This is a genomic window from Pseudomonas sp. H2_A10 (genome assembly GCF_054680085.1).
The window spans coordinates 5,809,656-5,825,716 of record NZ_CP162821.1; the positions used below are offsets into that span (position 1 = coordinate 5,809,656).

16 protein-coding genes are annotated in these 16,061 nt (G+C 61.9%); 8 read left to right on the plus strand and 8 right to left on the minus strand.

Going from position 1 to position 16,061, the window contains the following annotated elements; all coding sequences use genetic code 11:
- Positions 1-8: 8 nt before the first annotated feature.
- The 3 genes from AB4O23_RS27005 to AB4O23_RS27015 are packed head-to-tail and all read right to left on the minus strand — an operon-like array spanning position 9 to position 2,209.
- Positions 9-335 (minus strand): DUF3325 domain-containing protein, encoded by a 327-nt coding sequence (locus AB4O23_RS27005; protein ID WP_017526256.1) that lies wholly within the window; start codon positions 333-335, stop codon positions 9-11.
- The gene (locus tag AB4O23_RS27010; RefSeq protein ID WP_460061442.1) at positions 336-1,910 is read right to left on the minus strand and encodes a PepSY-associated TM helix domain-containing protein; all 1,575 of its coding nucleotides are present in this window, start codon (positions 1,908-1,910) and stop codon (positions 336-338) included.
- Positions 1,907-2,209, minus strand: a complete 303-nt coding sequence (locus AB4O23_RS27015; protein WP_017526254.1) for a DUF3649 domain-containing protein — start codon at positions 2,207-2,209, stop codon at positions 1,907-1,909. The genes AB4O23_RS27010 and AB4O23_RS27015 overlap by 4 nt, the downstream gene beginning before the upstream one ends.
- Positions 2,210-2,379: 170 nt before the next feature.
- Between AB4O23_RS27015 and AB4O23_RS27020 the strand changes: the two genes are divergently transcribed.
- The 3 genes from AB4O23_RS27020 (at position 2,380) to fecA (ending at position 6,237) form a co-directional block, all read left to right on the plus strand.
- Positions 2,380-2,868, plus strand: a complete 489-nt coding sequence (locus tag AB4O23_RS27020; protein WP_017526253.1) for a sigma-70 family RNA polymerase sigma factor — start codon at positions 2,380-2,382, stop codon at positions 2,866-2,868.
- Positions 2,865-3,806, plus strand: coding sequence for a FecR domain-containing protein (locus AB4O23_RS27025; protein ID WP_116078412.1), 942 nt, complete (start codon positions 2,865-2,867; stop codon positions 3,804-3,806). The genes AB4O23_RS27020 and AB4O23_RS27025 overlap by 4 nt, the downstream gene beginning before the upstream one ends.
- 91 nt (positions 3,807-3,897) lie before the next feature.
- On the plus strand, positions 3,898-6,237 hold the full coding sequence (gene fecA, locus AB4O23_RS27030; protein ID WP_460116578.1) for a TonB-dependent Fe(3+) dicitrate receptor FecA: 2,340 nt from the start codon (positions 3,898-3,900) through the stop codon (positions 6,235-6,237).
- Here fecA and AB4O23_RS27035 read toward each other — a convergent pair whose 3' ends face one another.
- On the minus strand, positions 6,238-7,110 hold the full coding sequence (locus AB4O23_RS27035; RefSeq protein ID WP_065877244.1) for a LysR family transcriptional regulator: 873 nt from the start codon (positions 7,108-7,110) through the stop codon (positions 6,238-6,240).
- A 105-nt stretch (positions 7,111-7,215) separates the two neighbouring features.
- Between AB4O23_RS27035 and AB4O23_RS27040 the strand changes: the two genes are divergently transcribed.
- Positions 7,216-8,727: an MFS transporter gene (locus AB4O23_RS27040; protein ID WP_460061451.1), complete on the plus strand. Its 1,512-nt coding sequence runs from the start codon at positions 7,216-7,218 to the stop codon at positions 8,725-8,727.
- A 53-nt stretch (positions 8,728-8,780) separates the two neighbouring features.
- Here the strand turns inward: AB4O23_RS27040 and AB4O23_RS27045 are convergent, their stop codons facing one another.
- Positions 8,781-9,191 carry an HPF/RaiA family ribosome-associated protein gene (locus AB4O23_RS27045; RefSeq protein ID WP_017526248.1) on the minus strand — a complete coding sequence of 137 codons (411 nt, stop codon included), beginning with the start codon at positions 9,189-9,191 and terminating at the stop codon, positions 8,781-8,783.
- Between the two features lie 212 nt (positions 9,192-9,403).
- Positions 9,404-10,351, minus strand: coding sequence for a LysR substrate-binding domain-containing protein (locus AB4O23_RS27050; protein WP_017526247.1), 948 nt, complete (start codon positions 10,349-10,351; stop codon positions 9,404-9,406).
- A 137-nt stretch (positions 10,352-10,488) separates the two neighbouring features.
- Between AB4O23_RS27050 and AB4O23_RS27055 the strand changes: the two genes are divergently transcribed.
- From AB4O23_RS27055 to AB4O23_RS27065, 3 genes are all read left to right on the plus strand, one after another.
- Positions 10,489-11,865, plus strand: coding sequence for an L-serine ammonia-lyase (locus AB4O23_RS27055; RefSeq protein WP_017526246.1), 1,377 nt, complete (start codon positions 10,489-10,491; stop codon positions 11,863-11,865).
- Between the two features lie 60 nt (positions 11,866-11,925).
- Positions 11,926-13,215 (plus strand): serine/threonine transporter, encoded by a 1,290-nt coding sequence (locus AB4O23_RS27060; protein ID WP_065877246.1) that lies wholly within the window; start codon positions 11,926-11,928, stop codon positions 13,213-13,215.
- A gap of 278 nt (positions 13,216-13,493) precedes the next feature.
- A complete protein-coding gene (locus AB4O23_RS27065; RefSeq protein ID WP_017526244.1) occupies positions 13,494-13,811 on the plus strand; it encodes a DUF3509 domain-containing protein in 318 nt (105 codons plus the stop codon).
- Here the strand turns inward: AB4O23_RS27065 and AB4O23_RS27070 are convergent.
- Complete coding sequence (locus AB4O23_RS27070; RefSeq protein ID WP_017526243.1) at positions 13,808-14,296, minus strand: phosphate-starvation-inducible protein PsiE; 489 nt, start codon at positions 14,294-14,296, stop codon at positions 13,808-13,810. The two genes, AB4O23_RS27065 and AB4O23_RS27070, sit on opposite strands and share 4 nt — an antisense overlap.
- Before the next feature lie 246 nt (positions 14,297-14,542).
- On the opposite strand from AB4O23_RS27070, the gene AB4O23_RS27075 reads away from it, so the two are divergent.
- Complete coding sequence (locus AB4O23_RS27075; protein ID WP_003171979.1) at positions 14,543-14,803, plus strand: YebG family protein; 261 nt, start codon at positions 14,543-14,545, stop codon at positions 14,801-14,803.
- 54 nt (positions 14,804-14,857) lie between these two features.
- Here AB4O23_RS27075 and AB4O23_RS27080 read toward each other — a convergent pair whose 3' ends face one another.
- On the minus strand, positions 14,858-15,877 hold the full coding sequence (locus AB4O23_RS27080; protein ID WP_017526242.1) for a Leu/Phe/Val dehydrogenase: 1,020 nt from the start codon (positions 15,875-15,877) through the stop codon (positions 14,858-14,860).
- Positions 15,878-16,061: the final 184 nt, after the last annotated feature.

The following is a 16,061-nucleotide window of genomic DNA, read 5'->3' on the forward strand; positions in this document are numbered from 1 at the left end:
GGCAGGGCTCAGAGGGCGGCGAAGGCCGCAACGGGGCTGACCAGCAGGCCGACGCCCGCCAGGATCAAGGCCAGCCTTGGCCGATAAGGCAACAACAGCACCAGCAGCAGCGCGCTGAGCATCAGCACCGCGCACCACTCCACCAGGCCCAGTGCCCAACCGTCGGCACTCACGGCGGGCCAGATCGCAATGGCCAGCAGCGCCCACCCCGCCAGGCGCAACCCCTGGCGCCGACGCGGCGACGGCTTGCTGTGGAGCAGTTCGCCGTGATGGCGGTCTGTGGCCAGGCACAACGCGGTGAACCCCGCGTAACACATCAAGAGCGCGAGCAACATTCAGTTCGCCTCCTGCTTGAGGTGCAGCGGGCGCGGCCGTTGCGCCTTGGGCTGCGGCACCGTGCGGCGTTGCATCTTCCAGGCCGCCCAGGCGAGGAATGCGCCGCTGGCCAGGCAGGTCAGGTCGAAACCGGCCATGGCCCAGTCGCCCCGGACCAGGGACACACCCAAATGTTGGGATGTAGTGAGTGCATTGAGCAGCGGTACGGCCATAAACAGCAGCGCGGCGAAGCCCAACTGTTCCACCCAAGCCTGACGACCACGACGCAGGACCGCGTGCAACAGGCTCAGGCCCCAGGCGATAAAGAAGGTCTGCACCTCCCAACCGGAACGCTCGGCGAAGCTCACCGGCAGCAGGCGGTTGGCCCAAAAGAATGCCGCGATGGCGATCAACAAGCCGGACATGCTGGCAATGTTCAGCACTTCCACCAGCCGCAATTCAAATGGCATCACGGCCGTCTTGGCGTGCTTGAGCTGGCGCTTGCCCAGCCATATCACCAGCCCGGTGCCGATCATCGCCGTGCCCGCCAAGCCGCAGATAAAGTACAACCAGCGCAATACCGGCCCGGCGAAATGCCCCATGTGCAGGCCGAAGAAACCGCCGGCGACGAGCGTCGGCAGCGACTGCTCGTCGCTGACCTGCAACAGTTCACCGGTGGTGCCGTTGAATTGCACGACACTGCCGAAGTCATGCACCACCTTGTCGGAACCTGCGCGGAACATATTGACCGACGCGTTCACATCACTGGGATTATTCACCGCGATACGCCCGACATGCCCGCCCGCCCACTGCGCCCGCGCTTGCTCGTACAGCGCCGGCAGCGGCAGCAACTTGCCCGGCACACCCTGGGCCGGCGCATTGTTGCTGGCCGGGAACACCTCATTGAAGAAGGCACGGGCATCACCGCCATAGGAAGCCAGGATCGGCGCCGGCATCACCATGGTCATGAAGATCACCAAGCTGCTGTAGGTGATCATCAGGTGGAACGGCAGCACCAGCACCCCCACCGCGTTATGCCCGTCGAGCCAGGAGCGCTGGCCTTTGCGGGGGCGGAAGGTGAAGAAGTCCTTGAAAATCTTCTTGTGGGTGATGATGCCGGTGATCAGTGCGAGGAACATCACCATCGCCGCGAACGTCGACAACCAGCGGCCCCACGGGTGCGGCATTTGCAGCTGGAAGTGGAAGCGGTAGAAAAACTCGCCGCCCATGCTGTCACGGGCCTCTACGGCTTGCGCATTGGTTGGATCAAGGGTCTTTTGAGTGAAATTGCCGCGTTTGCCGGGGTCGAGCTTGTCTTGCCACATCACCAAGAGCCCAGGGTCGCGGCTATTGGGCAAGGTGATGATCCAGCGGGCGGCGTCGGGCGCAACGTGCTGCAGGTAGTTTTGCGCGACGCCGAGGCTGCGCGCATCGTCCACTGCATGGGCCTGCACTTCGGGTTGCATCCAGTGACTGATCTCATCCTTGAAATAGGAAAGGGTGCCCGTCAGGAAAATCGCAAACAGCAGCCAGCCGAAGACCAATCCAGCCCAGGTGTGCAACCAGGCCATGGCCTGGCGAAATCCCTCTTTCATGTGCGCGTCATCCAAAAACCTACTCCAGCCAGCGTCGCAAACGCCGCGCTCGGCAGCATCACACCCAACCAGGCGCGCCACGCGGTGCGGCAGGCAAAGCACCACAACATCGCCAGCAGATAGAACACAAAGGAACTCAACATGCCGGTGATTACCGCATCCGCACGGGAAGTGGGCAGCCACAGAGCCAGGCAGATACTGGCCAGGGACGCCATCAGGTAACCGCCGATGACAGCGGCCAGCACGCGCGAGGTAACGGCGAAGCGGTAGGCAAGCGGCAGTGAGGGTTTGCTTTTCATGCGGGAGGCGCCAGGTTCGTCAGTGCGCGATATTAATGATAAATATTCTCATAAGCAAAAAAGAACGGGTGAATCACCTGCCCAGGCCGATTGCCGAACCGTGTCTTGCGCCCTACAATGCGAACAATTCTTGTTCTCTAACGCTTGTCGAGGCTTGTGGAGTGTTCCCGTTGAGCCCGTCCAACACCGTCGAAGTCCTGTACAACGACCATCACCACTGGCTCACCGGCTGGTTGCGACGCAAACTCGGCTGCCCGGAAAGTGCCGCCGACCTGGCGCAAGACACCTTCATCCGCGTGCTCAGCGCCCGCGAAGCCCCTACGTTGATCGAACCGCGCGCGTTTCTCACCACGGTCGCCAAGCGCGTGCTGTTCAACTTCTATCGCCGCCAGGACCTGGAACGCGCCTACCTCGACGCCCTGGCGCAGATGCCCGAGCACGTGGCACCGTCGGAAGAAGAACGCGCGATCATCCTGCAAACCCTGGTTGAGCTTGACCAACTGCTTGACGGCCTGCCCGTCCAGGTCAAACGCGCCTTCCTGCTGGCCCAACTCGATGGCCTGACTTACGCGCAAATCGGCGCCGAGCTGGGCATTTCCATCGCCACCGTCAAACGCCACCTGCATAAAGCCGCCCTGCGCTGCTACTTTGCCCTATGAATGTCTCGAACCAGGTCGCCGAACAAGCCGTGCATTGGCTGATGGAAATGCAGCAAGGCGCCCTCAACCCGCGCCAGCAAGCGGCCTGGCAGCGCTGGCTGAACGCCCACAGCGAACACCAGCGCGCGTGGGATCATATCCAGCACGTCAACCAACGCCTGCGCGGCATGCCCTCGCCCCTGGCGCATGCCGCGCTGAACGCGTCCACTTCAACCGGCCGGCGCCAGGCGCTCAAGCTGCTGCTCATCCTCGGCGCCGGCTCGGCCGCGGCCTGGAGCCTGCGTCAGCAACATATCCTGCCACCGCTGAGCGCCGATTACCGCAGCCCGGTGGGCCAGCGGCGCAAGGTGCAATTGGCCGACGGCAGCCAATTGCAACTCAACACCGGCAGCGCCGTGGATGTGCATGTCGACGGTCAGCAGCGCCTGATCCGCCTGCTCGAAGGCGAGATCATGTTGAGCGGCATCGCCGGCAATGCGCCGCTGCACGTACTCACCGGCCAGGGCCTGCTCACCAGCCAGGCGGCACGCCTGAACGTGCGCCAATTCAATGACCACACCCAACTGGCGGTACTCGACGGTCAGGTCGAGGTGCTGCCCAACAGCTACAGCGGCCTGCCGCTCACGGTGCAAGCCTCGCGCCAGGTCAACTTCACTCGCAAGGGCTGGGACACCCCACGCCCAACCGACGCCAACAGCGGCGCCTGGGCCGACGGCATGCTGGTGGCCGCGCATATGCGCCTGCAAGACTTCCTGGCGGAACTGGGCCGCTACCGTCGCGGCCAGGTCAATTGCGACCCGCAAGTTGCCGACCTGCTGATCTCCGGCAGTTACCCGCTGGACAACAGCGAGCGCATCCTCGACCTGCTGGAAGTCAGCCTGCCGGTAAAAGTGCGGCGCTTTACCCGCTATTGGGTGACCGTCCAGGCACGCGCCTGAAATTAATTTAAAAAACGGTGAGCCGTTTTCCCCGCCTCGCGTGACAGAGAAGGAAAGCCACCTTGAACCTTCCTTCTCAGGACCGCTCCTCATGCCCCAGCAGCCGACCCTCATCGCCCGCACCTTGCGCCAACTGTTCCTGGGCGCCAGCCTCAGTTTCACAGTCTTGCCTTGTGTGATGGCCGTCGACGCCAAGCCGTATCACATCGCCCCAAGCTCGCTTGAGGCAGCGCTGAACCAGTTTGGCCGCGAAGCCGGCGTGCTGATTTCCTTCGGTTCCGACCTCACGGCCGGCATGCAGAGCCGTGGTCTGTCCGGCAATTACAGCGCCGCCGAAGGCCTGCAAAAATTGTTGGAAGGCACCGGCCTGCAAGCCCGTGCCGAAGGTGACAACGCCTTCAGCCTGCAACCTGCGAACGCACCGGCGAGCGTCGAACTGGCAACCTCCAGCGTGGTCGGCGACTGGCTCGGCGATGCGGCGCAAACCAACGTGTTCGAACACCCCGGCGCCCGCGACGTGATCCGCCGCGAAGAATTCGAACGCCAAGGCGCCACCCAGGTCAAGGACGTGCTCAACCGCATCCCCGGCGTCAACGCGCCGGACAACAACGGCACCGGCAGCCATGACATGGCGCTGAACTTCGGCATTCGCGGCCTCAACCCGCGCCTGGCGTCGCGCTCTACAGTGCTGATGGACGGCATCCCGGTGCCCTTTGCGCCGTACGGCCAGCCACAACTGTCGTTCGCGCCGATCAGCATGGGCAACATGGACGCGGTGGACGTGGTGCGCGGTGGCGGCGCCGTGCGCTACGGCCCGCAGAACGTCGGCGGCGTGGTCAATTTCGTGACCCGCGCGATCCCGGATGCGCCCACCGTCAAAGGCGGCTTGCAGACCGAGACCAGCCCGTCGTCCAGCCACGACGGTTTCAAGACCACCGGCAACCTGCTGGCCGGCGGCACTGCCGACAACGGCCTGGGCGGCGCGATTCTATATTCCGGCACCCGTGGCGGCGACTGGCGCGAGCGCAGCGATACACAAATCGACGACCTGATCCTCAAGGGCAAGTACCAACTTGACGACGCCAACAGCTTCAACGCCATGGCGCAGTACTACGAAGGCCAGGCGGATATGCCCGGCGGCTTGAACGTGGCGGACTACAAGGCCGACCCGTACCAGTCCACCCGCCCCTACGACAAATTCTGGGGCCGCCGTACGATGTTCAACGTGGGCTATCGCTACGAACAGGATCGCCGTGAATTCACCGTCAACAGCTTCTTCACCAAGACCCTGCGCAGCGGCTACCTGGACCAGGGCACGTTCCTCTCGCTGTCGCCGCGTGAATATTGGGTGCGCGGCCTGGAAACCCGCTTCGCCCAAGGCTTCGACCTGGGCCCCACCAGCCATGAAGTGGGCGTAGGCTACCGCTACATCAACGAGGCCGGCCACGAACTGCGTTACCGCACGCCGATTTCGGCCAACAACCAGCAAATCCCCACCACCAACAGCCGCAACGACCGCGACACACGCGGCGGTACCGAAGCCAATGCGTTCTTCATCGACGACCGCATCGATATCGGCAAGTGGACCCTCACACCGGGCATTCGCTACGAGGTGATCGAGTCCCAGCAGACCAACAACCTTACCAACGTGAAATACAAGGGTGACTACAACACCGCCCTGCCGGCGTTGAACGTGCTGTATCACCTGACCGACGAGTGGAACCTCTACGCCAATACCGAAGGCTCATTTGGCAGCGTGCAGTACAGCCAGATGCCCAACCGCGTGACCAGCGGCGAAGTGAAACCGGAAAAAGCCCGCACCTGGGAACTGGGCACGCGCTATGACAACGGCAGCCTGCGCGCGGAAATCGGTGCGTTCCTGATCAACTTCGACAACCAGTACGAAAGCAACCAGACCAACGACTCGGTGATCGCCCGTGGCGAAACCCGCCACCAAGGCATCGAGACCAGCGTCAACTATGCGTTGGACGGCTTGAGCCCGGCGCTGGCCGGCTTCGATGTGTATGCCACCTACGCCTATGTCGACGCCACCATCCGTGAAGACGGCCCGAACAAAGGCAACCGCGTGCCCTTCTCGTCCAAGCACAAAGGCACTCTCGGCATGGGCTACACCGAAGGCCGCTGGAAGCTCAACCTGGACAGCAGCTACCAGAGCAGCCAGTTCGCCGACAACGCCAATACCCAGGCCGAAAGCGCAGACGGCGCCAACGGGCGCATCCCCGGCTACATGCTGTTCAGCAGCCGCGCGGCCTATGACTTCGGCCCGCAACTGTCGGATTTGAATGTGGCGGTGGGGGTGAAAAACATCTTCAACAAGCAGTACTTCACGCGCTCGTTCGATGACAACAACAAGGGTAAGTATGTGGGTGAGCCGCGCACGGTGTATGTGCAGACGTCCATTGCGTTCTGATCAACTACCCGCCAGGCAACTGGGCGTGGCCGCCACCAGCGCGTCGATCGCACAGCGCGTCTTGGCCGGCATATGCGTCGCAGTCGGCCAGATCACATGAATGGGTGACGGCTGCTCGCGGTAACCGGGCAGCACCGCTTCCAACTGCCCGCGCAGCACATAATGGGCAACCAGCCAACTCGGCAGCCAGGCCAGGCCGACACCCGCGATGGCGGCGTCGGCCACGGCCTGCAAATCGTCCACCAGCAACGGCGAAGCCACGCGGGAACGGTGCGGTGTGTTGTAACGGTAGGCGATGCCGCGATGGGCGGCGAGGTCTTCGATGGACTCAATCGGACCGACGCGCTGCATATACGCCGGTGCCGCCGCCAGGCACACCGATTGTTCCCCCAGGCGCCGTGCGCTCAGGCGGTCGGTGTCGGGCAGCGGGCCGATCCGCACGGCGACGTCGAAGCCCTCCTGCGCCAAGTCCACCAGCCGGTCGGCGAAGCAAATTTCGATCTCCAAGGCTGGGTAGCGATCCATCAAGCCCCACAACGCGGGCGCCGCATAGTGATGCCCGAAGGCCAGCGGCAAACTCACCCGCAAACGCCCGCGCGGCTGTTGCCGACCGCTTTCCAACACCGATTCGGCCGCCTCGAGTTCCGCCAGTGCGCGCAAGCAATGCTCGTAATAAGCCTGCCCGTCTTCGGTCAAGCGTTGGCGACGGGTAGAACGCTGCAACAGGCATGTGCCCAACCGCGCCTCCAACCGCGCCAAGCCTTTACCCACCGCCGAGCGCGTGAGGTTCAGCCGCTCGGCGGCCTCGGTCAGGTTGCCGCTTTCGACGATGTGCAAAAAGAGTTCAACGCCATCAAAACGCGCAGTGGCCATGCTTTATTTGTCATCCAATATTCCCCTATATGCGGAAAACTTATCACAAATAAAGAAACAGATTCCCCTGAGAATAAACCGACCCACTATCGAAAGGAGAATCCCATGCCACCCGCCACGACGTTATCGACCTCCCGCGCCCCAAGCACCGCCAGGAATAATCTCGCCCTCACCGCCGTGTGCCTGGTGGCCCTGATGTTCGGCCTGGAGATCTCCAGCGTGCCGGTGATCCTGCCCACCCTGGAGCAACAACTGGGCACGGGCTTTCAGGACGCCCAGTGGATCATGAACGCCTACACCCTGGCCTGCACCAGCGTGCTGATGGCGGCGGGTACGCTGGCCGACCGCTTTGGCCGGCGGCGCATGCTGGTGCTGTGCCTGTGGGTATTTGGGCTGGCCTCGCTGGCATGCGGGCTGGCCGATTCGGCCGTCACGCTGATCGTGGCGCGGTTTGTACAGGGTATCGGCGGCGGCGCAATGATGATCTGCCAGTTCGCCATTCTGTCGCACCTGTTTCGCGAGCCGGCGGAACGGGCGCGGGCATTTGCGATCTGGGGCGTGATCGCCGGCGTGGGCCTGGGCTTCGGGCCGATGGTGGGCGCAGTGATCCTGGCGCTGGCGGACTGGCGCTGGGTGTTCCTGGTGCACGTGCCGCTGACCCTGTTCACCCTGGCGCTGTTGCGTGTCAGCGTGGCGGAGTCCCGCGACCCGGCCGCGCACCGGCTGGACATCGCCGGCATGCTCACGTTGACGCTGTCGGTATTCGCCCTGGTTTACTTCATCACCCAAGGCAGCGAACACGGCTTCGGTACACCGGCCATGCTCGCCTGGGCGGGTTTGGCGGTAGTAGGGTTAGTGCTGTTCATCCTTGTTGAACGGCGCAGCGCGCACCCGATGTTCGACTTTTCGGTGTTTCGCATCCAGCGTTTCAATGGCGCGTTGATGGGCTCGATCGGCATGAACTTCAGCTTCTGGCCGTTCATGATCTACCTGCCGCTGTACTTCCAGGCGGGCCTGGGCTACGACACCCTGACCACCGGCGGCGCCCTGCTCGCCTACACCTTGCCCACCTTGCTGGTGCCGCCATTGGCCGAACGCCTGGCCCTGCGCTACGGTGCCGAACGCGTCATCCCCCTGGGGCTGGGCTTGATGGGGGCGGGCTTTTTGGCCATGGCTGCGGCCAACGGGGCCGAACGGCCGGGTATCGGGCTGGTGCTGCTCAGTTGCGTGATCGCCGGGGTGGGCCTGGCGCTGACCAACTCGCCCACCACCAACACCACCACCGGCTCGGTGTCGGCGGATCGCGCGGGCATGGCCTCGGGCATCGACCTCAGTGCCCGGCTGATTACCCTGGCGCTCAACATCGCCCTGATGGGCCTGGTGCTGTTGCTGGGGATCAGCCACCAACTGGCCGCAACGTTACCCGACAGCACCGCCATGGATTGGCCGGCCATCAGCCAAAGCATTGCCGCCGGCAAACTGGGCTCGGTGGGGCTGAACGCCAACGACGCCCAGGCGGCACTGCGCAATGGCACCGGTTGGGCCATGCTGTTTGCGGGGTTGGGTGCCGGCGGCTTGGCAGTGCTGAGCCGGTATTTTTTCCGACGCGGCCGTTGAACGAAAACGGGCCTGCATTTGCAGGCCCGTTTGTAGGGAGGGTTAAAAATCGATCAGCCGTTGATCACAGCGTTTTCGTTTTCCAGGAATTCCTCTTCCAGCGCGTCTTCATTCACTTTGTTGATGGGCTGGTTCTTCCCGGCAGCGCGAGGCTTGCCTTGTAATTTGCCAAACAGGTGTTCCAACGCATGGTCCAGCTTGGTGGCCGCACCGTCGATCGCCTGTTCCAGAGTATCGGCCTTGTGCAGTACCGAGATAGCTTGATGACCTTTTGGCCGCGCTTCCAGGCGGCAACTCAAATCATGGGGACCGGGCTTGTCGCCGTTCTCATCCCGCAGGTAGACCTCCACACGGGTCAGGTCTTCTTCGTAACGTTCGAGCGTGCTCTCAATGGTAGTACGTACCCACTCCTCCAGTCGGATGCTGCTTTCAATATGGTTATCGCTATTGACTTGGATTTGCATAGTTCTTCCCTTATTTCAGCTAGCTCGCGAGAGGTCACAACTGCGACACCGGGGTGGTGAAACCATGACCTCTTGATTACACAATTGAGCACCTGCAGGAACAATTCAACCCCTTTGCAAAGATAAATCCTACATTACAAATTAAGCCTGACGACAAGCAGAAACGCTGTTAGGGTGGGGAGTTAGTTACATCTTCTTACGCTCAGCGAACCTCACAATTGCCCCTCTCCCAAGGGATGCAATCCGCGAAAAATCTCCGCTTCCTCCACCAGCCAGTCATGTACCGCCCGCACGCCCGGATGGCTCAGCGCGCCCGGCGCATACAGCAACACATAGCGTTTATGGTTGGGCACGGCCAGGCCGAACGGTACGATCAAGGTGCCGCGTTCCAATTCATCGTTAAGCAACGTGCGTCGCGCAATCGCTACACCCATGCCGGCAATGGCGGCTTCGATGGTCAGGTGGTTACGGTTGAACGTGTGGCCGCGACGCACGTCAGCGACGTGGTAGCCGATAGCGTTCAGGTAAAACTCCCACTCGGCGTACTCATAACTCCCACGCCAGGCGGTGATGTCGTGCAGCAGCGGGAAATGCACCAGGTCGGCCGGGCCATGCAGCGGTGGGCGCCCCCGCAGCAAGCTCGGCGCGCACACCGGAAAGATCTGCTCATCCAGCAATGCGGTAGATAACAGGCCGGGGTAGCTGCCGTCGTTCAGGTCGATGGCCAGGTCAAAGTCGCCCTCGTGCAGCGCAATGCTGCTGTCCTCGGCGACCATGCGCAGTTGGATATCCGGGAAACGTTGCTGTAAACGCGGTAAACGCGGGGTGAGCCACTTGCCGAGAAACGAAGGGATCGAACGCAGGCGCAAGGTGCCGCTGATCATGCCCGCATCCAGCCGCTGCAATTCGGCATCGATGCTGCCGTAAGCCTCTCCCACCGTAGCCGCCAGCCGCTGCCCTTCGGCGCTGAGTTCCACGCCACGGGCTCGCCGGTGAAACAGTCGAAAGCCCAAGCGCTCCTCCAACTGGCGGATTTGCTGGCTCACCGCCCCCGGTGTGATGTGCAGTTCTTCGGCGCAACGGGTGAACGACAAATGCCGTGCCGCGCATGAAAACACATGGAGCCAGACATAGGTCTGACCATGAAGGGGGCGGGCCATAGAATTTAGTCCTGCTAAAGGGTGTCTTAGGATAATTCGTTGGTCAGTGCCAATCCAGAGGCTCAGTATCACGCCAATTGCGCTCGTCCTACAAAACATGGCAGCGATTCCTACTCCATTGCTTGTAAGGCTTTAGCATGGCTATCAGTGTTTTCGATCTATTCAAGGTGGGCATCGGCCCGTCCAGTTCCCATACCGTTGGCCCCATGCGGGCGGCGGCGACCTTTGCCCAAGCCTTGGGCGATCAGCAATTGCTCAGCGAAACCCGACGGGTGCAAGTGCGCTTATACGGTTCGCTGTCCGCCACTGGTGTCGGCCACGCCACCGACCGCGCCTGCGTGATGGGCTTGATGGGCGAGTGGCCGGACCGTGTCGACCCCACTTCGATCAACACCCGTATCCAGCGGTTGCGTGAGTCCGGCCGCTTGTTGCTGGCCGGCTCACAAGACATTGCCTTCGATTGGCACACCGATCTCCTACTGCTGGACGAAAGCCTGCCCTACCACCCCAACGCCATGTCCCTGCACGCCTATGGCGACAGCGGCCTGCTCAGCGAGCAAACGTACTACTCGGTAGGCGGCGGTTTCATCATCGACGCGGCTGAAGCGGCGTCCGGTATCGCGCCGACCAGCGATGTGGAGTTGCCCTACGACTTTTCCAGTGCGGCGCAACTGCTGGCCCTGTGCAATAAACATGACCTGCGCGTTTCCGAACTGATGATGGCCAACGAACGCGCCTGGCGCAGTGACGAAGAAATCCGCAGCGGCCTGCTGCATATCTGGTCGGTGATGCGCGCATGCGTGGAGCAAGGCCTGCGCGATGAAGGCATCTTGCCAGGCGGCCTGGATGTGCCACGGCGCGCGGCGAAATTGCACCGCAGCCTGTTGGAAATAGGCAAACCCAATGTCATCACCTCGACCTTGTCAGCCATGGAGTGGGTCAACCTGTTCGCCCTCGCCGTCAACGAAGAGAACGCCGCCGGCGGGCGCATGGTCACCGCGCCGACCAATGGCGCGGCGGGGATCATCCCGGCAGTGCTGCATTACTACATGAAGTTCAACGCCGACGCGTCCGATGACGATGTGGTCAACTTCTTCCTGGCCGCAGCCGCCGTCGGCATCTTGTGTAAGAAAAACGCCTCTATCTCCGGCGCCGAGGTCGGCTGCCAGGGCGAAGTCGGTTCGGCCTGCGCCATGGCCGCCGCCGGGCTGGCCGACATCCTCGGCGCCACGCCCGAGCAACTGGAAAACGCCGCCGAAATCGGCCTGGAGCACAACCTCGGCCTGACCTGTGACCCGGTCGGCGGCTTGGTCCAAGTGCCCTGCATCGAGCGCAACGCAATCGCGGCGGTCAAGGCGATCAACGCCACGCAAATGGCCCTGCGCGGCGACGGCAAACACTTCATTTCCCTCGACCGGGTCATCCGCACCATGCGCGACACCGGCGCCGACATGCATGACAAATACAAAGAAACTTCACGGGGCGGCCTGGCCGTGAGCTGGGTGGAATGCTGAGGAGCATTCCCTGACCGCCCCAACGTGAGCCCGCGCAAAAATAATAACGAGGCAATATCGATGACCGATGTACGTACACCTGCTGCCGAAAACCCTGAACGTGTAGAAAGCACCGTCACCACCGGCTGGACCCCGCACGACACCACCTGGATGCTCGGCCTCTACGGCACCGCCATCGGCGCGGGCACCTTGTTCTTGCCGATCAACGCCGGGGTCGGCGGCTTCTGGCCGCTGATCGTGCTGGCCTTGCTGGCCTTCCCGATGACCTTCTTCGCCCACCGTGGGCTGACGCGCTTTGTGTTGTCAGGCAAATCCGGCGATATCACCGACGTAGTCGAAGAACACTTCGGCGTCGGCGCGGGCAAATTGATCACCCTGCTGTACTTCTTTGCGATCTTCCCGATTTTGCTGGTGTACAGCGTGGCGCTGACCAATACCCTCGGCAGTTTTATGCAACACCAACTGCACCTGACGCCGCCGCCCCGGGCGATCCTGTCGCTGGTGCTGATCCTCGGCCTGATGGCGATTGTGCGCTGTGGCCAGGGCATGATCGTCAAGGCCATGAGCGTGCTCGTCTACCCGTTCGTCGCGGCGCTGCTGTTGTTGGCATTCAGCTTGATTCCCAATTGGAACGGCGCATTCTTCGCCTCCGCCAGGGAGGGCATGCCGCTGCCGATGTTCTTTCAGACGCTGTGGCTGGCGATCCCGGTGATGGTGTTCTCGTTCAACCATTCGCCAATCATCTCGGCCTTCGCCGTCGACCAAAAACGCGTGTACGGCCCGATGGCCGAGCGCAAAAGCAGCGGTATTCTCGCCACCGCCCACGGCATGATGGTGCTGACGGTGATGTTCTTCTGCTTCAGTTGCGTACTGGCGCTGTCACCAGCGGACCTGGCGGCGGCCAAGGCCCAGAACATTTCGATCCTGTCGTACCTGGCCAACCACTTCCAGACCCCGGTGATCGCCTACGCTGCACCGCTGATCGCGCTGGTGGCCATCACCAAATCCTTCCTCGGCCATTACATCGGTGCGAGCGAAGGCTTCCAAGGCCTGGTCGTCAAATCCCTGCGCGGGCGCAACCGCACGCTGTCAGCCAAATGGCTGGAGCGCAGCACCGCACTGTTCATGGTGCTCACCTGCTGGGCCGTGGCCACTTTCAACCCGAGCATCCTGGGCATGATCGAGACCATGGGCGGGCCGATCATCGCGTGCTTGCTGTTCCTGATGCCGATGTACGCAATTCGTCGAGTGCCATCTTTGCGCCAGTATTCTGGACAGGTATCGAATGTGTTTGTGGTGCTGATCGGTTTGATTGCGCTGTCTGCGATCGTTTTCTCCGTGCTGCCCTGAAATAGCCCACCGACTTCCAGCACAACGCAAAACACATATGGGAGGGGGCTTGCTCCCGATAGCGGCCTTTGAGCCAAGCATTCATTGGCCAATGCACCGTTATCGGGAGCAAGCCCCCTTCCACATGAGCATCCCACGGTCTGATAGGGCGTTATACGGCACGGCCCTTGCTGTAGAGCTTCTGAGGGAAATGGACTTTGGCCGGTGGTCAGGCAATGCGAACTAATCCCGACACCGGTCGTCAATGACTGCATGTTCTTATCAGGCGGTAACGCACCATGGACAATCCTTTTCAGATCATCACCGACACCTTCAGCCCAAAATACCGGGTCAACCTGAGCATTCAACGGCTTGACGGCAGCATCATGCTCACCCTTTCCGATGACACCGGCGTGGTGGCCAAGCGCATGATCAGCGCCGAACAACGCAACGACCCGCAACGGCTCAAACGCCTGGTGCAGAGCATCCAATTCGGCATCGCCATCGAGCAGGGGCACAGCGCGATGGAGATCCTGGCCGTGATGACGGATGGCGACAATCACAAACTATTGCAAAGGCCCCCCAGCCGCACCCTGCCCTTCAGCGTCGGGCTTTAAAGCTCACCTTTCTCCGTCTCCAGGCTCGCCTCGCCCTTGCGACGCGGGCCTTCGACCTTCACCGACGGAAACGCCGACGACGCATAGCGCACCACCAGAATCGCGAAAGCCAACAGCAGAATGCCGCCGCACAGGTAGATGATGCCCAGGTCTGGCGGGTTGTGGTGCGACACGTTAGAGATCAGCAGGCGCGTCAGCGCGGTGATGGCCACGTAGATCAGGAAACGCACGGGCATGTGGTTGGTCTTGAAATAAATCCCGACCATGGCGCCCAGTTCCAGATAGATGAACAGCAGCAAGATGTCATCGATCTTGATGTGCCCGTTCTCCAGCATCCCCAGAAATTCCATCACCGCCGCCCAGGCGGTCACCGCGCCAATGGCGAACAGCGCCAGGTAGTGGAACGACTCCACAAACAGATTGCCCAGCGACTCGGCCAGCCCATGGACTTGCTGGCGCAGCTTTTCGGCCCAGTTGATTTTCACGAAGGTGCTTCCTTAGGTCGGTTCGACCGGATAATGCGGGTTGGACGTGACGGTTGTTCTGCATGCAGAAAAAAGGCCAGAGGCGGGTATAAGATGATGGCGGGGTGACATGAGGCACAGATTGACCATTTCCCGACTACATTAAAAACCTACTATCCAAACCCCGGCGTTTGGCATATCCTCTTAGCTGTATATCGATACAGTAGTAGCAAAAGACAACTATCGTGAAGGCATGTGAGGTGGTGAATGGCCGTCGAAGTGGTATACCGCAGCAGCCGAGATCTGGAGCGTTTGTTCATGGATAAAGCCGAAGCTGACCGTCATGACAAAATGCTTGAACTCGCTGAGTTGCTGGCAGAAGTGTTGCAAAAAGCCGTGCCGTCCCTGAGCGAGCAGCAGGTGGAGGAAGCCGGGATCTACATGGCGAAGAACCGCGATGTATTTGCCAAGGCGTTCAAGAGCCAGCCGGACGCGTTGTCCGAATTGCTCAACGCAGCGGCCGAATAAAGCCCGAATTGAACAGGCCCTGAGTCCATGATTCAGGGCCTTTTTAATGCCTGCTCATGGGTAAAGCAGGCGCTCGGCGAGTTCGTCCGCCACCCGTGCGGGGGAGCGTTTTTCCGCTTGGGCATGGGCGTAGATCTCGGTCAGGCGCTTGCCGATGTTGGACAGGTGCGCGGTGATGGTCGGCAGTTCGGCGCCGCTGTGTTTGAGCGCGACGTAGATCAGGCCGCCGGAGTTGATCACATAATCCGGGGCATAGAGGATACCGCGGCCTTCCAACTGGTCGGCCACTTGCAGGTTGGTCAGTTGCGCGCTCGCGGACCCGGCCACGGCGGCGCAACGCAGTTGGCCGACACTGGTGCGGTTGAACACGGCGCCCAGGCCGCAGGGCGCAAGAATGTCGCATGGGGTGCTGAGCAAGGCGTCGTTGGCAATGGGGTGTGCGCCCAGTTGTGCCATGGCCAGTTGCACCTTGCCGTGGTCGATGTCGCTGACCAACAGTTCGGCGCCGGCGGCGTGCAGTTGCTCGGCCAGGGCATATCCGACGTTGCCCAGGCCCTGGATGGCCACGCGCAGGCCTTCGAGGTTGTCGCTTCCCAGGCGCGCCATGGCGGTGGTGCGGATGCCAGCGAACACGCCCATGGCCGCATGAGGCGAAGGGTCGCCGGCGGCGGTGGTGCTGGTGACGAAGCGGGTGTGCTGGGCGATGCAATCCATGTCGGCCACCGAGGTGCCACTGTCGATGGCGGTGATGTAGCGGCCATTGAGTTGCTCGACACACCGCCCGAAGGCTTCAAACAACGCAGCGCGGCTTTCCACATGCGCCGGGCGCAGGATCACCGCCGTGCCACCGCCCACCGGCAACCCGGCCAGGGCCGCCTTGTAGCTCATGCCCTGGGCCAGGCGCGCGGCGTCCGCCATCGCGCTTTCGTCGTCGGGGTAGGCGATATAGCGACAGCCGCCCAAAGCGGGCCCCAGGCGACTGTTATGGATGGCAATGATCGCCTTGAGCCCCGTGACCGGGTCGATGCTCAGGTGCAGCGATTCAAGGCGGGTGCTGTGCATGAGAGCAAACATCGTCAAGCTCCCGAATCACTTCTTGTGTCGCCAAGTATAGGCTGGCGGCAGAAAACTGCCGGAGCGCACTGGAATAAGCCGCCAGGTTTTGCGGGACTTGCGACATAAGCAGGTAGGATGTGTCTTAAGGCACTGGACGAATTTTCCTGGCAAGGCTAAAACGGGAGCATCCGCCGGAGAACGC

What these genes read in the sequence shown, in the direction of transcription:
- AB4O23_RS27005 (WP_017526256.1), bottom strand. Translation starts at nt 335, where the DNA reads ATGTTGCTCGCGCTCTTGATGTGTTACGCGGGGTTCACCGCGTTGTGC.
- AB4O23_RS27010 (WP_460061442.1), bottom strand. Translation starts at nt 1,910, where the DNA reads ATGAAAGAGGGATTTCGCCAGGCCATGGCCTGGTTGCACACCTGGGCT.
- AB4O23_RS27015 (WP_017526254.1), bottom strand. Translation starts at nt 2,209, where the DNA reads ATGAAAAGCAAACCCTCACTGCCGCTTGCCTACCGCTTCGCCGTTACC.
- AB4O23_RS27025 (WP_116078412.1), top strand. Translation starts at nt 2,865, where the DNA reads ATGAATGTCTCGAACCAGGTCGCCGAACAAGCCGTGCATTGGCTGATG.
- fecA (WP_460116578.1), top strand. Translation starts at nt 3,898, where the DNA reads ATGCCCCAGCAGCCGACCCTCATCGCCCGCACCTTGCGCCAACTGTTC.
- AB4O23_RS27035 (WP_065877244.1), bottom strand. Translation starts at nt 7,110, where the DNA reads ATGGCCACTGCGCGTTTTGATGGCGTTGAACTCTTTTTGCACATCGTC.
- AB4O23_RS27040 (WP_460061451.1), top strand. Translation starts at nt 7,216, where the DNA reads ATGCCACCCGCCACGACGTTATCGACCTCCCGCGCCCCAAGCACCGCC.
- AB4O23_RS27045 (WP_017526248.1), bottom strand. Translation starts at nt 9,191, where the DNA reads ATGCAAATCCAAGTCAATAGCGATAACCATATTGAAAGCAGCATCCGA.
- AB4O23_RS27050 (WP_017526247.1), bottom strand. Translation starts at nt 10,351, where the DNA reads ATGGCCCGCCCCCTTCATGGTCAGACCTATGTCTGGCTCCATGTGTTT.
- AB4O23_RS27055 (WP_017526246.1), top strand. Translation starts at nt 10,489, where the DNA reads ATGGCTATCAGTGTTTTCGATCTATTCAAGGTGGGCATCGGCCCGTCC.
- AB4O23_RS27060 (WP_065877246.1), top strand. Translation starts at nt 11,926, where the DNA reads ATGACCGATGTACGTACACCTGCTGCCGAAAACCCTGAACGTGTAGAA.
- AB4O23_RS27065 (WP_017526244.1), top strand. Translation starts at nt 13,494, where the DNA reads ATGGACAATCCTTTTCAGATCATCACCGACACCTTCAGCCCAAAATAC.
- AB4O23_RS27075 (WP_003171979.1), top strand. Translation starts at nt 14,543, where the DNA reads ATGGCCGTCGAAGTGGTATACCGCAGCAGCCGAGATCTGGAGCGTTTG.
- AB4O23_RS27080 (WP_017526242.1), bottom strand. Translation starts at nt 15,877, where the DNA reads ATGTTTGCTCTCATGCACAGCACCCGCCTTGAATCGCTGCACCTGAGC.